The sequence below is a fragment of the Bacillus sp. B4EP4a genome, from assembly GCF_006680105.1.
GTDB lineage: Bacteria > Bacillota > Bacilli > Bacillales > DSM-1321 > Peribacillus > Peribacillus simplex_E.
The window spans coordinates 52,669-68,850 of record NZ_VHIK01000020.1 but is presented as its reverse complement, the minus strand read 5'-3'; the positions used below and the strand labels follow the sequence as shown (position 1 = coordinate 68,850).

The 16,182-nt window shown below is 39.6% G+C and carries 10 protein-coding genes; 2 read left to right on the top strand and 8 right to left on the bottom strand.

The features are described from left to right. Positions 1–202: 202 nt before the first annotated feature. The 7 genes from FNK51_RS11670 to FNK51_RS11640 form a co-directional block, all read right to left on the bottom strand. Entirely contained in the window at positions 203–1,648 is a 1,446-nt protein-coding gene (locus FNK51_RS11670; RefSeq protein ID WP_141993418.1) for a sigma-54 interaction domain-containing protein, read from the bottom strand. A 63-nt stretch (positions 1,649–1,711) separates the two neighbouring features. Beyond that, entirely contained in the window at positions 1,712–2,887 is a 1,176-nt protein-coding gene (locus tag FNK51_RS11665) for a MalY/PatB family protein (RefSeq protein ID WP_141993435.1), read from the bottom strand. 239 nt (positions 2,888–3,126) lie between these two features. After that, the gene (locus tag FNK51_RS11660; RefSeq protein ID WP_141993417.1) at positions 3,127–4,530 is read right to left on the bottom strand and encodes an MBL fold metallo-hydrolase; all 1,404 of its coding nucleotides are present in this window, start codon (positions 4,528–4,530) and stop codon (positions 3,127–3,129) included. Between the two features lie 59 nt (positions 4,531–4,589). Continuing rightward, positions 4,590–5,789, bottom strand: coding sequence for an NAD(P)/FAD-dependent oxidoreductase (locus FNK51_RS11655; protein ID WP_483296119.1), 1,200 nt, complete (start codon positions 5,787–5,789; stop codon positions 4,590–4,592). A gap of 405 nt (positions 5,790–6,194) precedes the next feature. Next, positions 6,195–6,536, bottom strand: coding sequence for a thioredoxin family protein (locus tag FNK51_RS11650; RefSeq protein WP_141993415.1), 342 nt, complete (start codon positions 6,534–6,536; stop codon positions 6,195–6,197). 869 nt (positions 6,537–7,405) lie between these two features. Beyond that, complete coding sequence (locus tag FNK51_RS11645) at positions 7,406–9,133, bottom strand: glycine betaine ABC transporter substrate-binding protein (RefSeq protein ID WP_098373520.1); 1,728 nt, start codon at positions 9,131–9,133, stop codon at positions 7,406–7,408. A 4-nt stretch (positions 9,134–9,137) separates the two neighbouring features. Beyond that, positions 9,138–10,343, bottom strand: a complete 1,206-nt coding sequence (locus FNK51_RS11640; RefSeq protein WP_098373519.1) for a quaternary amine ABC transporter ATP-binding protein — start codon at positions 10,341–10,343, stop codon at positions 9,138–9,140. A 2,039-nt stretch (positions 10,344–12,382) separates the two neighbouring features. On the opposite strand from FNK51_RS11640, the gene accD reads away from it, so the two are divergent. Both accD and FNK51_RS11630 read left to right on the top strand, forming a co-directional pair. Then, positions 12,383–13,246 carry an acetyl-CoA carboxylase, carboxyltransferase subunit beta gene (gene accD / locus FNK51_RS11635; protein WP_141993414.1) on the top strand — a complete coding sequence of 288 codons (864 nt, stop codon included), beginning with the start codon at positions 12,383–12,385 and terminating at the stop codon, positions 13,244–13,246. Beyond that, entirely contained in the window at positions 13,243–14,196 is a 954-nt protein-coding gene (locus tag FNK51_RS11630; RefSeq protein WP_098373517.1) for an acetyl-CoA carboxylase carboxyltransferase subunit alpha, read from the top strand. The genes accD and FNK51_RS11630 overlap by 4 nt, the downstream gene beginning before the upstream one ends. A 553-nt stretch (positions 14,197–14,749) precedes the next feature. On the opposite strand, the gene FNK51_RS11625 is transcribed toward FNK51_RS11630, so the two are convergent. Beyond that, a complete protein-coding gene (locus tag FNK51_RS11625) occupies positions 14,750–16,147 on the bottom strand; it encodes an amino acid permease (protein WP_141993434.1) in 1,398 nt (465 codons plus the stop codon). Between the last annotated feature and the right edge of the window lie 35 nt (positions 16,148–16,182).

Genomic DNA, 16,182 nt, shown 5'->3' with positions numbered 1-16,182 from the left:
TACTCATCGTTCAAATACAATTTGTATGCAGGCTCATCTTGTTGTTCTTTTGAAAAATCTCTTCATTGAAATGTTTTTATAATTTTCTGTTAACTTGTAAAATACCTCTACCTTCCGCTTTTATCCCCTCCTCTCAAATTCAGAAGAGAAAATGCTATAAGCACTCTCCCGCATTAATTTTAATTGAGTAAAATAGATGAAGTTAACATAATTTATACTTTTCCAACTTGCGATATAGAGTAGACAGGCTAATCTGTAGTTCCCTGGCAATCTGTTCTTTATCATCTCGATATTTTTCAGCCAGGAAATAGCTCTGGATTACGTCCTTTTCGTATTCTGAAATCATTTGTTCTAAGCTTAATCCACTGCACTCAACAGAGAGATGGTCCTGTTGAAAGAGATAGTCAGGTAAATCTTGAAAGCCCACAATATCCGATTCGGCCATATTGACCATATATTCTACGGCATTTTCCAATTGCCGTATATTCCCAGGCCAATCATAACGGATAAGCCATCGCTCCAGCATGGGGTCAAGTCTCAGTGGATTCCTTTGCATGATCATACAATGTTTATGAATGAAATGTTCGAGATACAAAGCAATATCATCACGCCGCTCTTTCAAGGGTTTGGTATGGAGAGGGAGGACATTGAGACGATAATATAAATCCTCGCGAAAAGTTCCGTTTTTCACCATTTCCTCCAGGTTACGGTGAGTGGCTGCAATCACCCGTACATTAATCTCGATTGATTTATTACCACCTATTCTTTCAATCTCTTTTTCCTGTAAAACCCGTAATAACTTTGGCTGCAAGAAAAGCGGCATATCTCCAATTTCATCAAGAAAAATGGTTCCGTTGTGCGCTAATTCGAATTTCCCCATTTTCCCATTCCGCCTTGAGCCAGTAAATGATCCGCCCTCGTATCCAAACAATTCACTTTCTAACAAGCTTTCAGGTATGGCAGCGCAATTAACTGCCACAAATGAATGCAATCGGCGCTTGCTTTCAAAATGAATCGCCTTAGCTAATAATTCCTTACCCGTACCGCTATCTCCCCTAACCAACACAGTGGATGGACTGTTTACAATCCTTTTTGCTTTTTTAATAACATCTTGAAGCCCGGAATCTTTACCAAGAATGTTTTCAAAAGTAATAGATTTCGTAGGTATCGGTATATCTTCTTGAATTTTGCACCCCTGTTCTTTACCAAGGTCCAGCATTGCTAATTTATTGACTAATAATGTACTAACATTGCGTAAAAACTGTATCAGGTTCTCTGATTCTATAATCATTTTCTCCTTTTGTTCAAGGGAAAAACCAATCATGCCGATGACGCCAACCGGTTTGTCTTGCTTTACAATAGGAAACCCGATGGTAGCGAGTTCTTTGCATTGATTTACGAATTTACAACTCCTACACTGCGACTCATCTTTTTTCACATCGTAAACCACTCCAGGCTCCCCTGTTTCCAATATCATTCTGAAAAAGGAGCCTTCCGGAGCCGTTTTGCCAATGAGATCTTTATAGTAGCCAGTTCCGCTAATGCGAACCCCCTTTTCATCAAGCACCGTTATATCCAGACCAAGGATTCCTGCTGTGTTCTCAGCGTAATCTTGAATAAACTGCTGCATGCCGATAAAGCCTGCCATATTATCCTCCTCTGCTATTGCGCTTTATGAAATAATAAAATAAATTTATTATAAAATAAATTTCTACGCTTTGCACAAAGAGGAGACAGCTTTTTCTATGCCACCCAGAGCATTTTTCAACATCGAACGCGGGCAAGCGATATTAAGTCGCATGAACCCTTCACCTTCCATACCGAAGATCTGCCCTTCATTCATTGCAACCCTTGCTCGGCGCAACATAAATTGATCCATTTCTTCAACTCCCAATTCCCGGCAATCAAGCCATACAAGGTATGAGCCTTCAGGCTGAATGACTTTGATTTGCGGGATGTTTTTGCTGAAGTAACTCAGAGTGAACTCCAGATTCCCCTGCAAATATTCAAGGAGCTGATCCAACCATTCTTCTCCATAGCGGTATGCAGCCTCTAACGCAACAACACCAAATATGTTCGGCGAACCAATGGATAATGTATTAAGTTCTTGATTATACCTTTCACGGAGTTGCTGGTTTGGAATAATGATACTTGACGTCTGCACACCCATTAGGTTAAAAGTTTTGCTTGGCGCAATGCAGGTAAGAGAATAATTCGCAAACTCTTCTGAAATAGAAGCAAAAGGAATATGGGTATGTGTTTTATAAACAAAGTCAAAGTGAATTTCATCTGCGACAACGAGAATATTGTGCTTCATACAAAGCTGCCCCAGTCTCGTCAATTCTTCTCTGCTCCATACCCTTCCTATTGGGTTATGGGGACTACATAGGATCAACATTTTCACTTTTGTATCCATCTTTGCCTCTAGGTCTTCGAAATCTATGGAATAACGCCCATTTTCAAGCTTAAGCGGGTTGTTTACAATTTCACGGCCGTTCGCTTGGACTACACGGGCAAAATGATGGTATACAGGAGGTTGGATAATTATTTTGTCCCCTGTCTGCGTGAAGGACTGAATCGCCAACGATAGAGCTGGGATCACTCCTGGGCTGTGGGTAATCCATTCTTTCTCAATGGACCATCGATGTCTTCTTTTCAGCCAACCAACAATGGATTCCATGTACGAGTCCGGTCTAAGCGTGTATCCATATACACCGTGGACCACACGTTGTTCCAATGCATCGATGACTGGTTGCGGAGACTTAAAATCCATATCCGCCACCCACATCGGAATAACATCCTTTACGCCAAAATGATTTTCAAGATCATCCCACTTTTCGCAGTCAGTGTTCAGTCGACGGATTTCTTGGTCAAAATTATATTTCATCGAGTATCTCTCCTTCTCATGTTTGCTTGTGTACCTTGCCTCTTTATATATGCAATTGTCATGCCAACCCATTTCTCTTATAAAATCTCCTTATTTCCTTAGAATATCTTGTTTGATTACCCTAAACACGCGGTCTTTTTTTAAAACCCTTTTATCCTAAGCTTTAGCACTTTTGCAATGTTAGGAAATATTTTCTTATAGATGATAAAATCAAAACATTCATTAAGATTCCTGGTGAGTCACAACTTCTTCCGTTTCCTCCATTCCTCATATCCACCTACAAGGCTTTGTACCTCTTTAAAACCATGAACTTGCAGAAGGCTTGCAGCGATGGCTGATCTTCCTCCGGTTTTGCAATAAACCAAAATTGGTTTATCATGTGGAAGTTTAGGTGCCTGTTCTTGTAAATGGCCAAGCATGACATGATTAGCTTGTGGAAAATGGCCTTCCTTCCATTCGGCCATGCTTCGGACATCTAGCACATATATGCTTTCTGTTTGAATTGCGTCATCTATCATGTCCATTGTCACTTCTTCATATTTCATAACACGTGAATCAGATTCGCCAGCCTGCTCAATGATATATGGATCCAATGTTGCAATGACGCGATCCAACCCAATGGACTGGAGATCTTTCACAATATCTGCAACATCAGCATTGCTTGCCAGAAGATATATAGGCAAGTCATAATCCAACAGCCACCCCGCCCACGTTACAAATGATTTGTTATATGGAATATTAATTGAGCCTCGTATATGCTTGGTGGCAAATTCACTGGCCGGACGCGTATCCAAGACTATTCCCTGTTCCGTCCACTCCTGCACAGTATCTATTGACCCCACCATTGGAAGTGGTGCTGCTATCCTTCGGATTTGTTGCGCTCCATCTTTATTCAACCGCTTCATCATTGAAAAATAAGGGGGTGCCTCAGGCTGCCCAGCCAACAGCGCTTCAACAAAGAGATTTTCATCATTATATTGCAGTGCCCAATTTGTCCGTTTTTCATAGCCGATGGTTGACGACGGAATCGCACCTAGCGCTTTACCACAGGCACTGCCCGCTCCATGCCCTGGCCATACTTGCAAATAATCTGGAAAGTTTTTAAATTGTTGCAATGACCGATACATCATGCGTGCCATTTTTTCTGAGGAACCATGCACCCCTACGGCTTTTTCTAATAAGTCGGGACGCCCCACATCACCGACAAATATAAAATCCCCGGTAAATATGCCAAGTGGGTCCGCACCCCCATCTGTTACGAGCAGCGATATATGCTCAGGTGTGTGTCCTGGCGTATGCACCACCTCAAAATTGATATTTCCAATGGCAAATACATCTCCATTTCTCAGAAAGCGGTGGTCATACCCAGTTGCGTACTCATATTTCCAGTCCGGCCTTCCTTCATCAGACAAATACAATGTCGTTTCAAGCCTGGAAGCCAGCTCCAGCGAACCAGACAAAAAATCGGCATGAATGTGTGTTTCCGTTACGCCCACGATCCTCACACCATGTGCTCTTGCCGTTTTTATGTAAGGCTCTATATTACGTGACGGATCGACAATGATCGCTTCACCGGTAGCCTGACATCCCACAAGGTATGAAGCTTGAGCCAGTTTCTCATCATAAAAATACTTCAATAGCATAAATCCTTCTCCTTTCAAGCACCTCGGATACTTTTGTTTTGTTATGACTAGCAACGTTTTTACATCTTTCCTTTAAGCATTCCGTTCCAATACATAATGGGAAGCAAGTTTTTCTTCAATAAATACATACTGAACCTCTCACGGGATTGATCGATTGGAAAGGTTTCTTGCGGCTGTAAATCATAATTGAACTCAGCCAGTATAAGCCGCCCATATCCGGTAACAAGCGGACATGATGTATAGCCGTCATATTTATGAACCATAAGTTTGGCACACATCCGATGAAGCAAATTTTGCACAAGCACGGGCGCTTGTTTGCGAATCGCAGCCCCCGTTTTCGACGTAGGCAGGTTTGTACAATCCCCTATCCCAAATACATTGTCATAGTGTTGATGCTGAAGTGTATATTTGTCCACATTCAGCCACCCATTACTTGCCGCGAGCGAACTATTCTTGATAAAATCAGGTGCGCTCATCGGTGGTACCACATGTATCATGTCATATTGCATATTCACGCGCTCTTCTGTGTTCAGGTTTTCAAATGTCGCTCGCTTCTGGTCACCATCAATTTCAACAAGATGATGCATAAAATATGTCTCTATTTCTTTTCGTTCAATTATTTTATTTAGTGCCTGTTCATATTTTTTCACATTGAATATGGATGGGTTCCCTGAAACAAAAATAACCGAAGATTGCTCGCGAACTCCCGATTTTCTGAAATAGTCTTCTGCCATATACATAATTTTTTGAGGAGCCCCACCGCATTTTACCGGCGTGTTCGGGTTGGTGAAAATGGAAGTCCCCCCCTTGAAGTTTCTGATCGCCTCCCATGTGCCATCAACATAATCATAAGAGTAATTACTACATACCCCATTCTTTCCAATACTCTCTTTTAAACCTTTGATTTTATGCCAATCAATTTGAATCCCGGCTGCGACAACTAGATATTCGTAGTGCAATTTCTTTCCGGATGCTGTTACAACAACATTTTCATCGGGCTCAAATGTGTTAACCGCATCCTGTACCCACACGGCTCCGCTCGGAATAACGGATGCTTCCTCCCTTTGTGTTACGGTTTTGTCAGCTTCGCCAGCTCCCACAAGTGTCCATAATGGCTGATAATAATGTTTCGTCGCAGGATCAATGATGGCAATGTTTCCGCTCAGAGTACGTGATTCACGCAAGAGACGAGCTGCGACCGTAATCCCGGCACTGCCACCCCCTACAATCAAAATTTTGTAATGGTTTTCATCCTTCATCTTTGCCATTCTAAGCACCTCATCTCAATTTTATAAAGTACCTCACCAATCTAACGCTTCAGCATTAATGATTAGCTTGTTTCGCCGACAGCTCCCCCTCCAACAAATGCGAGCATAATCCCCTAAAGCAAAAAAGTTATATTAAAAGTTATCTATTCTTCTCTTCTAGCCCTAAACACTGTATAGTTCCTATAAAAAAATAAGATGATAAAATCGGTGATTTTGAATATATTGCCAATAAATATTGTGTAACTACTCAATATTTATTGGCTTCAGATTAATGCGGGTCTCTGATTAACGTTACAAAGTAGAGCAGCTCTAATTGAGTTTCAGTATTGGATTTGTATGGAAACGACACGATAATCTTTTTGGATAGGCGCCCTCCAATTAAATACTAGTAAATGATTATCTTTTTAATTTTCCACTTTCTACGATTTGATTGAGAAACTGTTCAACCTCTTCCTGGCTTTTTCCGATTTTACTTACAAAGCGATTAAGTTCCTTCCCTTCTTGAAAAGCAATAAAGCTTGGGATTCCATACACATCTAGCTTCTCTAATAGCTCCGGAAAATGGTCTCGATTTACTGCGATCTTATCTATTTTTTCTTTATACGCTTCTTCTACAATTGGCATGAATAAATTGGTATTCTGACAGTCCGGGCACCATTCAACATAAAATTTGGCAACAACTGGTTTTGTTGATAAAATCGCCTCATCAAACTCTTGCTCAGTTTTGATCTCTTTCATAATTACAATCCTCCCTATATTTTGTTCTCAACGATGATATATTCCATATCGTCCGTAAATTGATCCATATCCGCCGAGCAAACTAAGTACGAATCCGACAATAGTTCCTGAAACAATGGAGAGGAGTACTTTAATAGTCGTCATTCTCTCCGAGACTCTTACCAACAAATAGTTGGCTATTCAGCTCTCCCTCCTTTCTTGATTTACTCTTATTTATATAAGCAAAAACCATGCCAACTAATTTCTCCTGTAAAACCGCTTGTTTTACACACCCCGCACTTTATTAATTCTCAATTTTGCCACCATCCCCCTTAAAAAGACTTTCTCATCAAGCTTGATGCCTTCTTAAGAATGGGAACTACTTTTGCACCTGTAATAAAATCAACTTGTATAAAATGGTTCATTAACATATCGGTTATCGTTTAACTGAAATAGGATACATAAACAATGTTATTGTGTTACTTCTGATGAAAGAAAAAATCGCCCTAAATTTATTCAGGCGATTTAACGTTACTGGTATTATAGATTTTAAAGCTGGATGTATACTGTCGTCCTTCAGTTCAATCCTAAGCCAGGCCAAAATTGAGCTGGATAGGTCTTACATGAACAAAATTTGCGGCTAACTTCTGACGTGCTTCCATACATCACGTTTATCTTCAAAAAGCTTTATTGGGCATCTTCCTTTTGGTATCACTCTTTAAACCAAATCGCTCACGAAGCTGACTATATGACTAACCCTTCATCCAACTTAAATCGTTTGACTTCTCGCATAAATTCTTTGTCGCTTTTTTGCCATAAAAAAATCCCCTACAGGTAAACTGTTAAGAACAGTCTACCTGTAGGGGATAATACAAATTTCCCTCGTTTTCTTATTTCAAGTCTTCAATCGAATCAATATCGACGTAATCCGGTACGACCAGACCAAGCTTTGTTCCTTTTAAGTTTGGTCCAAGGTCAACGATATCATCTTTATACTTATTATAGTATTCAAGATGTGTTCCCGGGAGCCATGCAGCCACCATTGCGTCCGCACTTCCGTTTGCTACACCAGCAAACATTGGCCCTACTTCGACCTGACTCAATGTTACATCATAGCCATTCTGCTCCAGTACCTTGCCAATCACATTTGTACTGGCAATTTCAGTGTCCCAAGCAACATAAACCAGTTTGATTTTTTCACCATTTCCTGATTCAGCACCTTTGGTCCATTCGGATACTTTGTCCTGATTTTCCTTTATCCATTTTTCTGCTGCTTCTGAAGGAGACATACCTTCAGTAACTTTGACCATTACATCTTCCATATCTTTAGTATCCCAGAAGAATTGATCAAGAATTTTATAAGCGCCAGGGGCATCTTGTTCAAGACCTTTTCTGGCAATCGAATTAATATTTTCAGCCTTGCCGAAGGATTCATTCGGATCTTCGAGATATTTCAAGTCATATTTCGAGAACATCCAATGCGGTGACCATCCTGTAACGACGATTGGTTCTTTTTTATCAATTGCTTTTTTCAATTCTGCAACCATCGCTGCCGATGACCCTTCAACCACTTTCCAATCATCCAGCTTATAATCATCTATAGCCGTTTTAGTCAACTTCATTATTCCTGCTCCAGGTTCAATTCCGATGATTTCATAATTGGCCTTGGCAGCAAGACTGTTTTCATCCCCGTTCACAGCTTTTTCTTTTGTAAAAGCACCGAATAGTGCAGTACCCACAACTAGTAAAGCCAATATTGTAAAAATGATTTTCCTGCTAACGATATGTTCGTAAGCTGGTTTACGAAGATTTTGCGTGATACGATCTAAAATGATTGCAATGATTACGATGGATAATCCTGCTTCAAATCCTTGCCCCACATTAATTTGGCTGACAGCTCTGTAGACATCAGCCCCAAGTCCGGGTGCTCCAACCAATGAGGCTGTAACGACCATTGACAGTGCGAGCATGATGCTTTGGTTAACTCCCGCCATGATCGTTGGAGTAGCCAATGGTATTTGTACCTTGAATAACTTTTGGCTGCTGGTTGAACCAAAAGCATCCGATGCCTCGATCAAATCATTAGGCACTTCCTGAATCCCAAGATTGGTCATTCGGATTGTCGGTGCGATAGCGAAAATGAATGACGCAATGATCCCAGGCACTACCCCTATTCCAAAGAATAATATCGAAGGAATCAAATAAACGAATGCAGGCATCGTTTGCATGAAATCCAAGATCGGGGTTACTATACTGCGCACAGTTTTATTTTGGGCACACCATATTCCGATCGGTATCCCGATCACTATCGTTAAAGCTCCTGACAATATAACGATTGCCAGAGTTTGGATGCTTGATTCCCAATAACCCAGATTATCAATCAATAGTAAGCTGATGAATGCAAATACTCCCAATGGCCATTTGCTTGTATAAGTAACCAGAAGGGTCAGGACGATGATTAAAACGATCGAAGGTCCTGCACTCATTACATCGACCAAGATATTCAATAGACCCTCGATTACATTAGTAATAAATGTAAATAATCCAGCAAATACAATAGTTATCCAATCCACTAAAGAATCGACCCAAGCTCCTAGTGGGATTTTCGGCATATTCATTGAATTATTCACTCTCCATTTCATTCAAGGAATCTTTATTTCCTGCCAAAGCACCGATAACGGCACCGCGAAGAAGAATTCCTTTAATTCTGTTCTGATCATCGATGACTGAGATTGGCAAGCTTGAAGTCGCCATCACATCCATGAGGTTTCCAAGTAATTCATCCTCTTTTACAGTTGGGATATCAGTTGACATCACTTCTGAGATCGATTGGTTATTGCTCATTGCCTGACGAGCCTGTTCAGCAGTCACGGCCCCCAATAACTTCTGCTTTCTATCCACAACAAAAATACTGGAATACCCTTGTTTACGCATGATTTCCAAGGCAACCCTCGGACCTCTGTCCACCGCGATTTTCTCTGGGCGTATCATCACATGAGACGCTGTCAATACTTTTGATAGATCAACATCTTCCACAAACTTCTCGACGAATTCATTGGCTGGATTCATCATGATTTGTTCAGGGGTTCCCAATTGAATTACACTTCCATCCTTCATGAGGGCAATTCTATCCCCGATTCTTAATGCTTCATCAAGATCATGGGTAATGAATATGATCGTTTTTTTGTACTGATCCTGGATTTGGATCAGTTCATCCTGCATATCCTTACGAATCAATGGATCAAGGGCACTGAAGGCTTCATCCATCAATAGGATATCCGTATCACTTGCGAGTGCCCGGGCTAACCCAACCCTTTGCTGCATACCGCCGCTAAGCTGTGATGGCAGCTGATTTTCGTAGCCTTTCAATCCAACGGCCTCAAGAGCCTTCATCGCATTTTCATGACGTTTTGCTGGATCCACTTTTTGAATTTCGAGCCCGAATTCAGCGTTTTCCAATATCGTTTTATGCGGAAATAAAGCAAAGTTCTGAAAGACCATGCTTATTTTCTTTTGTCTGACTTCCCTTAACCGGGCAGCGTTCATCTTCACGATATCTTCATCATCAATTAAGATTTCACCCAAAGTGGGATCGATCAAACGATTGAACATGCGGATCAAAGTGGATTTTCCGCTTCCGGATAGGCCCATGATGACAAAAATCTCGCCGGGATAAATCTCGAAATTAACATTATTCACTCCGACCGTTTGTCCCGTTTCTTTCAAGATTTCTTTTTTCGATTTGCCTTGCTTCAATAAGTCTGTTGCTGCTTTTGGAGATTTGCCAAAAATTTTCGAGACATTTCTGACTTCAACATACGGCTTCATCAAGTCACCTCATTCTAATAGTTGCCCATATGATATTCAGTTTTGCTGAATTTCCCCGTTTTATGCGAGTGATGATTATTAATGCACAAGTACCTTGAAATAACCGAAATTCTACCCCATTACTTTTTCTTCAAAAAAAGCGGAAGTGACACTTATTCAGTGGCACAGGGCATAACGTGCATAAAAAAATAATCTAAATTTATTATTCCCAAGAAATAATTCTTTACTTGGATTATATTATGTGTGATAAATTGAGCATTTCAAGTAGAAAAAAAGAGGTGCAATCACAACTGAGGAAACTAGCAGGCACAACATATACCAACTGTAATATAAACGATTTCCACTTAGAGTTAGGTCCGGATGATGGACTTACGACTACCCTCTAAAGTACTTCATTTCCTTAACCAGATGGAATGGTACTTGCAGTGCAGTATAACACCAAAACGCATAGAAATATGATTATGGGATTCCCAATGTGTCTAATTTGAGCTTTGCAGGGAAAAGAGGTGCAATACAACTGAGGAAACTAACAGGCACAGCATATACCAACTGAAATATAATGGTTTTTTATTTTAGAGTTTTGTTCAGTCCGAGCACACATGGAATGAACCTGTAACCCTAAAGCACTTCATTACCTTAACAAACAATGAATATAAATTCAAATGATGTGCGGCGGAATTGTTGAGTACATATGTTAAGATGGTGCATCATATGAAAGTGGCACCATCCTTCTATAAACATTGATTTATCAACGGTTAAAGCCAAAAATGCGACATTGAAAATATATTTCTAGACACACGATTTATCATTTTTTTATAAATGTGAAATTATCTCACAATCGAATACTCTTTACGAACAAAACCAGAAGTACAAAAAATATGGCTACTTTAGTTAGTGGATTGCCTTCTTTCAATTAGCCCATTCATAGCATAGCTTCTTTGGCTGTACAAGCTTTCCATGCTGCAAAGAATATTCAATAATAATAATAAATACAGACCATGCATTTTAACTAAACCCGGCGTGATAAATCGCTACACTTCTATTGCCTTAATGTTCATTATAAAAATTTTATTTTCAATCATTTTTTGTTATTCTAAATATTTTTTTGACGTTGCTTGGCAGATAACAACCATATTTCCCTAGTTAAAAATATCCCTAACATTACTAGATTTCTTGTTAAAAAAATACTCATTTTCACTTATCAATTCATAATTATCGTATATCATCACTAATCTAACAGCAGGGAAAAAATCATGCACATGAAATACCTGCAGCCCCTGGCTGACATCCTGGATCACTACGAAACGATTCTCAGGAGCATGGATGAACCAGCATAATAAACACGGTTTTCGTAGCGTAAATCAACAGTTGCTGCACCTTTCCCTAACTTAGCAATAAACTTCTTAAACATTTGGTTCATTTCCCCTTTAATTTCCATTAGTCTGGTAACTTCACTTTCGATTAAATCTCTATCAATTTATACAAATATATAGCTCTTAAAGTTTCATTTACATTCTAAGATTGCCCTCTTGAATATTATGTGTTCCTAATCTGCCCCTTTAAATTAAGAAAAAAACTATTAATCTTTATCTTTTTAACAATCTGATAAACCAATAAAGTATTATCCATGGAAGAATGACCCATTCAATTATATTAGTAATTGCATATTATGTGCTTACACCAACTAATGGGAGTATTCGCTTTATTAAATGACGCCTTGCTATTTGGTAAATCGTTCTTTCTAAAAACTGGATCAATGGTGAAGCCATCGATAACCTTTATTCTCTATATAGAAGATAATAAGTGTTTTTTAATGTTTGTATACTCGATTTGTATACAAGCCTATGTATTTCCCTGATAAAATCGTTTCTGATTTTCCAAGTAAAAATGCATTCATACAGGAATAGATAATTTCATAATGAAGACCCACCAAATAAAATCTTCATTCTCTAGGATGATTGCTGATTGTATAAATGAAAAGCTAAAAAACACAACGGTGATCGTAACTTGTAAAAAGCGGTCTTACCAAAGGAGGATTGATGGAGATTTATCCATTAAGGAGAGAAAAAATAGAATCGAATTCTTTTTTTGAAATAGACAAAAGCATTACTCAAATCCCTTTTACTTGTAAATCATGTGGGGAAACTTTTGATGAATCTCTTATGAAAATAGAATTGAATGTATGTCCGAAATGCCAATATCACCACCCGGTTTCAGCTTATGAACGCATTTCAATGCTTACAGATAGTGGTTCTTTTTCGGAATTCAATAAAAGTTTAATTTCCGTTGACCCGCTGAACTTCCCTGAATATAAAGATAAATTAATTTCTGATAAGAATAAGACTGCATTAAATGATGCGGTTATTACCGGGGCAGCTTCCATAGGTGGCTATCCGATTGTGATTGGTGTCATGGATTCTCGTTTCCGTATGGGAAGTTTGGGCTCAGCAGTCGGTGAAAAAATCACAAGAGCCATTGAGGAATCATTAAAAACTCGAAAACCATTTATATTGTTTTCGGCAAGCGGCGGAGCTCGTATGCAAGAAGGAATTCTTAGCCTCATGCAGATGGCAAAAACGAGTGTGGCTTTAGAACAACTAAACTACGAAAAAATCCTTTTCGTATCCGTTTTAACGAATCCTACAACGGGTGGAGTTTCTGCTAGCTTCGCTTCATTAGGTGATATCAATATTGCCGAACCACAAGCTTTAATTGGCTTTGCAGGAAGACGCATAATTGAACAGACGATAAGAGAAGAACTTCCGGAAAATTTCCAAACCTCTGAATTTTTATTGGACCATGGGCAACTGGATATGGTTGTAAATAGGAGTGAATTAAAACAATCATTAACAACCATTTTAAAAATCCATCATCTCGACTTCAGGGAGTGTTTTAAACGATGAACTTGCAAGTATTAAAACAACTGGAAAATCAAATTGCTGAATTGAAAGAGGTGTCTACAAAGCATAATCTTGACTTTAACGAAGTAATAAATAATCTTGAGCAAAAAGTCAATGACATCAAAATTCATCTTAACGAGAATATGGAAGTTTGGGATAAAATTCAACTATCCAGAATTCAACAACGCCCTACTACTTTAGATTATATCCACCATATTTTTGAAGACTTTATTGAACTTCATGGTGACAGACTTTATGGGGAAGATCCTGCATTGGTTTCAGGAATAGCTACCTTCGAAGGAATGCCTATAACTGTCTTAGGAAATCAAAAAGGTAAAAATACTAAAGACAATATCTATCGTCGTTTTGGCATGTCGCAACCTGAAGGCTACAGAAAATCCCTAAGAATTATGCAACAAGCCAATAAGTTCAATCGCCCCATCGTAACATTTATCAACACGGCAGGAGCCTTCCCAGGTCGTGAAGCCGAAGAACGCGGACAATCTCAAGCTATCGCCCTCAATCTTCGTGAAATGGCAAGTTTTGGAGTGCCTATCATCTGTTTTGTAGTTGGTGAAGGTGGGAGTGGTGGTGCATTGGCTCTTGGTATCGGCAATCGAATCTACATGCTAGAAAACACATTTTATTCGGTTATTTCACCTGAAGGAGCAGCAGCATTATTATGGAAGGATGCCACACAAGCAAAACGAGCAGCTGAAGCATTGAAAATTACGGCTAAGGACTTGATGGAACTAGGAGTGATTGATGAGATCATCAAAGAACCTGTAGGAGGAGCACATATTGACATCCCACTTCAATCGCACTTTATCAAAGAAACCTTACGAAAAGCATTACAAGAACTTGGTCAATTAGATAAAGGCATTCTACGCCAACAACGTTTTGATAAGTTCCGAAAAATCGGTGAGTATATAGAAGAAAGGACATTTAAATAAGTAGATGAACAATTATTTCCGAACATGTTCATAGACCATTTGATATAGACGTTAGACTCAACATTTTGTAATGCAAATTATAGTGTCCATTCTTTCCTCCCCAATTACACCTGAATTATTTTATATCCTTTTGTTACATTATTCATGGCCATGCCAAATAACCCTCCAAACCCTTTTGGCAGGGTTTATCTCTGTTTTCCAAAACCGTTAACTAGACTATATCAAGGAAATCTCTTGCCTTTTTAACAAAGCATAAATTCAAGAACCTCCTCCAAATTTAATCGAACTACTTCACGTTTTAAATGTTTGTCCCTTTTCGCCAATAAAAAAATCCCCTCCTAGGTAGATTATTTAATCTACCTAGGAGGGGATAAAAAAGGCATATCCCTTAAATGAAATTGATATTATGCGTATTGATTCAATCATCTCCAACAAGTTACTTCGGCTCAATCAACTGGCATCAACTTCAAATTATTGTTTATTTTGGCAGTAAGGAGCCTTGTCATTTCAAAGCTGCTAACTTTCTTAACAAAGAAATAAAGAAGTCTTATGTCTATTTTGCATTCCTATGTTCATCAAAATCGATTTTGCATTCCTCTAGCGGAACTACTTTTGTTTTCTTAATGAACTTATAACCAAGCCACATTATCAAAAAGAATGGGATGCCAAGGTAGGCAGCAATTACACTTGCCCAGTTAATGTCAGCGCCAATGAAGGCCTGATAGTTTTGCGCCAATAAAACGAAAAAACAAAGAGCAAAGGAAAATATCGGTCCGAAAGGAAACCATTTTGACTTATAGGGAAGGTCGTCCAGTGAATACCCTTGAGCAATATAAGCCTTTCTAAACCTGTAATGGCTTGCCGCTATACCCAGCCAAAATATAAATCCAGTGACTCCAACCGCATTCATAAGCCAAATATAAATAACTCCATCACCGAAAATGGAAGCAAAAAAGGCCAACATTCCTACAAGTGAAGTGACAACCAGTCCCCAAATGGGAACGCCGCGCTTGTTGAGCTTCCCAAAAATACGCGGTGCCAGCCCTTCTTTTGCCATTGAGTACAACATTCGGCTTGTCACGTAAAGACTTGAATTACCAGCGGATAATACGGCTGTCAAAATGATGGCATTCATCACGGAAGCAGCAAATGCCAGTCCCACTTTTTCAAACACCATCGTAAACGGGCTAACCATGATCGTGTGTCCCTGCAGATTGCCATTCGTATAAGGAACAATCAATCCAATAACAACTATGGCCAGGATGTAAAAGAGGAAGATTCTCCAAAAAATGCTGCGAACTGCACGAGGTACATTTTTTGCCGGGTCTTCACTTTCACCGGCTGCAACACCGACTATTTCTGTACCCTGAAAAGAAAATCCAGCAGCAATGAAGATACCCAATGTTGCCAAAAAACCACCGGCAAACGGAGCGTCACCAACTGTGAAGTTTTTAAAACCAATCGCTTCTCCGTTCATAATTCCGAATATCATCAATATTCCGACAACAATGAAAATGATGATGGTTGCGACTTTAATGAGGGAAAACCAATATTCCCCTTCACCATACCCTTTAACAGATACGTAATTCAATAAGAATATCAAAACTAGAAACAAAGAACTCCATAAAAAAGACGAGCTGTCAGGAAACCAAAACTTCATTACCATCGTTGCGGCAGATAGTTCTGCGGCAAGGGTCATCGCCCAAGTGAACCAATAGTTCCAACCAAGCGCAAACCCTAATGCTGGGTCGATGAAACGCGAAGCATAGGTGCTGAAAGCTCCGCTGACTGGCATAAATGATGCCAGTTCTCCAAGGCTTGTCATAATAAAATAAACCATTATACCAATTACGGCGTAAGCGACCAAAGCACCGCCAGGCCCTGCAGAGTGAATGGCTGGACCGCTTCCGAGAAACAGCCCTGTTCCAATTGCACCGCCCAGCGAAATCATCGTAAGGTGGCGCGCTTTTAGCTTCCTTTGTAAAG

Excerpts from the sequence above, each read along its gene's own strand:
- FNK51_RS11660 (WP_141993417.1), bottom strand. The coding sequence starts at position 4,530 with ATGCTATTGAAGTATTTTTATGATGAGAAACTGGCTCAAGCTTCATAC.
- FNK51_RS11650 (WP_141993415.1), bottom strand. The coding sequence starts at position 6,536 with ATGAAAGAGATCAAAACTGAGCAAGAGTTTGATGAGGCGATTTTATCA.
- FNK51_RS11670 (WP_141993418.1), bottom strand. The coding sequence starts at position 1,648 with ATGGCAGGCTTTATCGGCATGCAGCAGTTTATTCAAGATTACGCTGAG.
- accD (WP_141993414.1), top strand. The coding sequence starts at position 12,383 with ATGGAGATTTATCCATTAAGGAGAGAAAAAATAGAATCGAATTCTTTT.
- FNK51_RS11665 (WP_141993435.1), bottom strand. The coding sequence starts at position 2,887 with ATGAAATATAATTTTGACCAAGAAATCCGTCGACTGAACACTGACTGC.
- FNK51_RS11630 (WP_098373517.1), top strand. The coding sequence starts at position 13,243 with ATGAACTTGCAAGTATTAAAACAACTGGAAAATCAAATTGCTGAATTG.
- FNK51_RS11625 (WP_141993434.1), bottom strand. The coding sequence starts at position 16,147 with ATGATTTCGCTGGGCGGTGCAATTGGAACAGGGCTGTTTCTCGGAAGC.
- FNK51_RS11645 (WP_098373520.1), bottom strand. The coding sequence starts at position 9,133 with ATGAATATGCCGAAAATCCCACTAGGAGCTTGGGTCGATTCTTTAGTG.
- FNK51_RS11640 (WP_098373519.1), bottom strand. The coding sequence starts at position 10,343 with ATGAAGCCGTATGTTGAAGTCAGAAATGTCTCGAAAATTTTTGGCAAA.
- FNK51_RS11655 (WP_483296119.1), bottom strand. The coding sequence starts at position 5,789 with ATGAAGGATGAAAACCATTACAAAATTTTGATTGTAGGGGGTGGCAGT.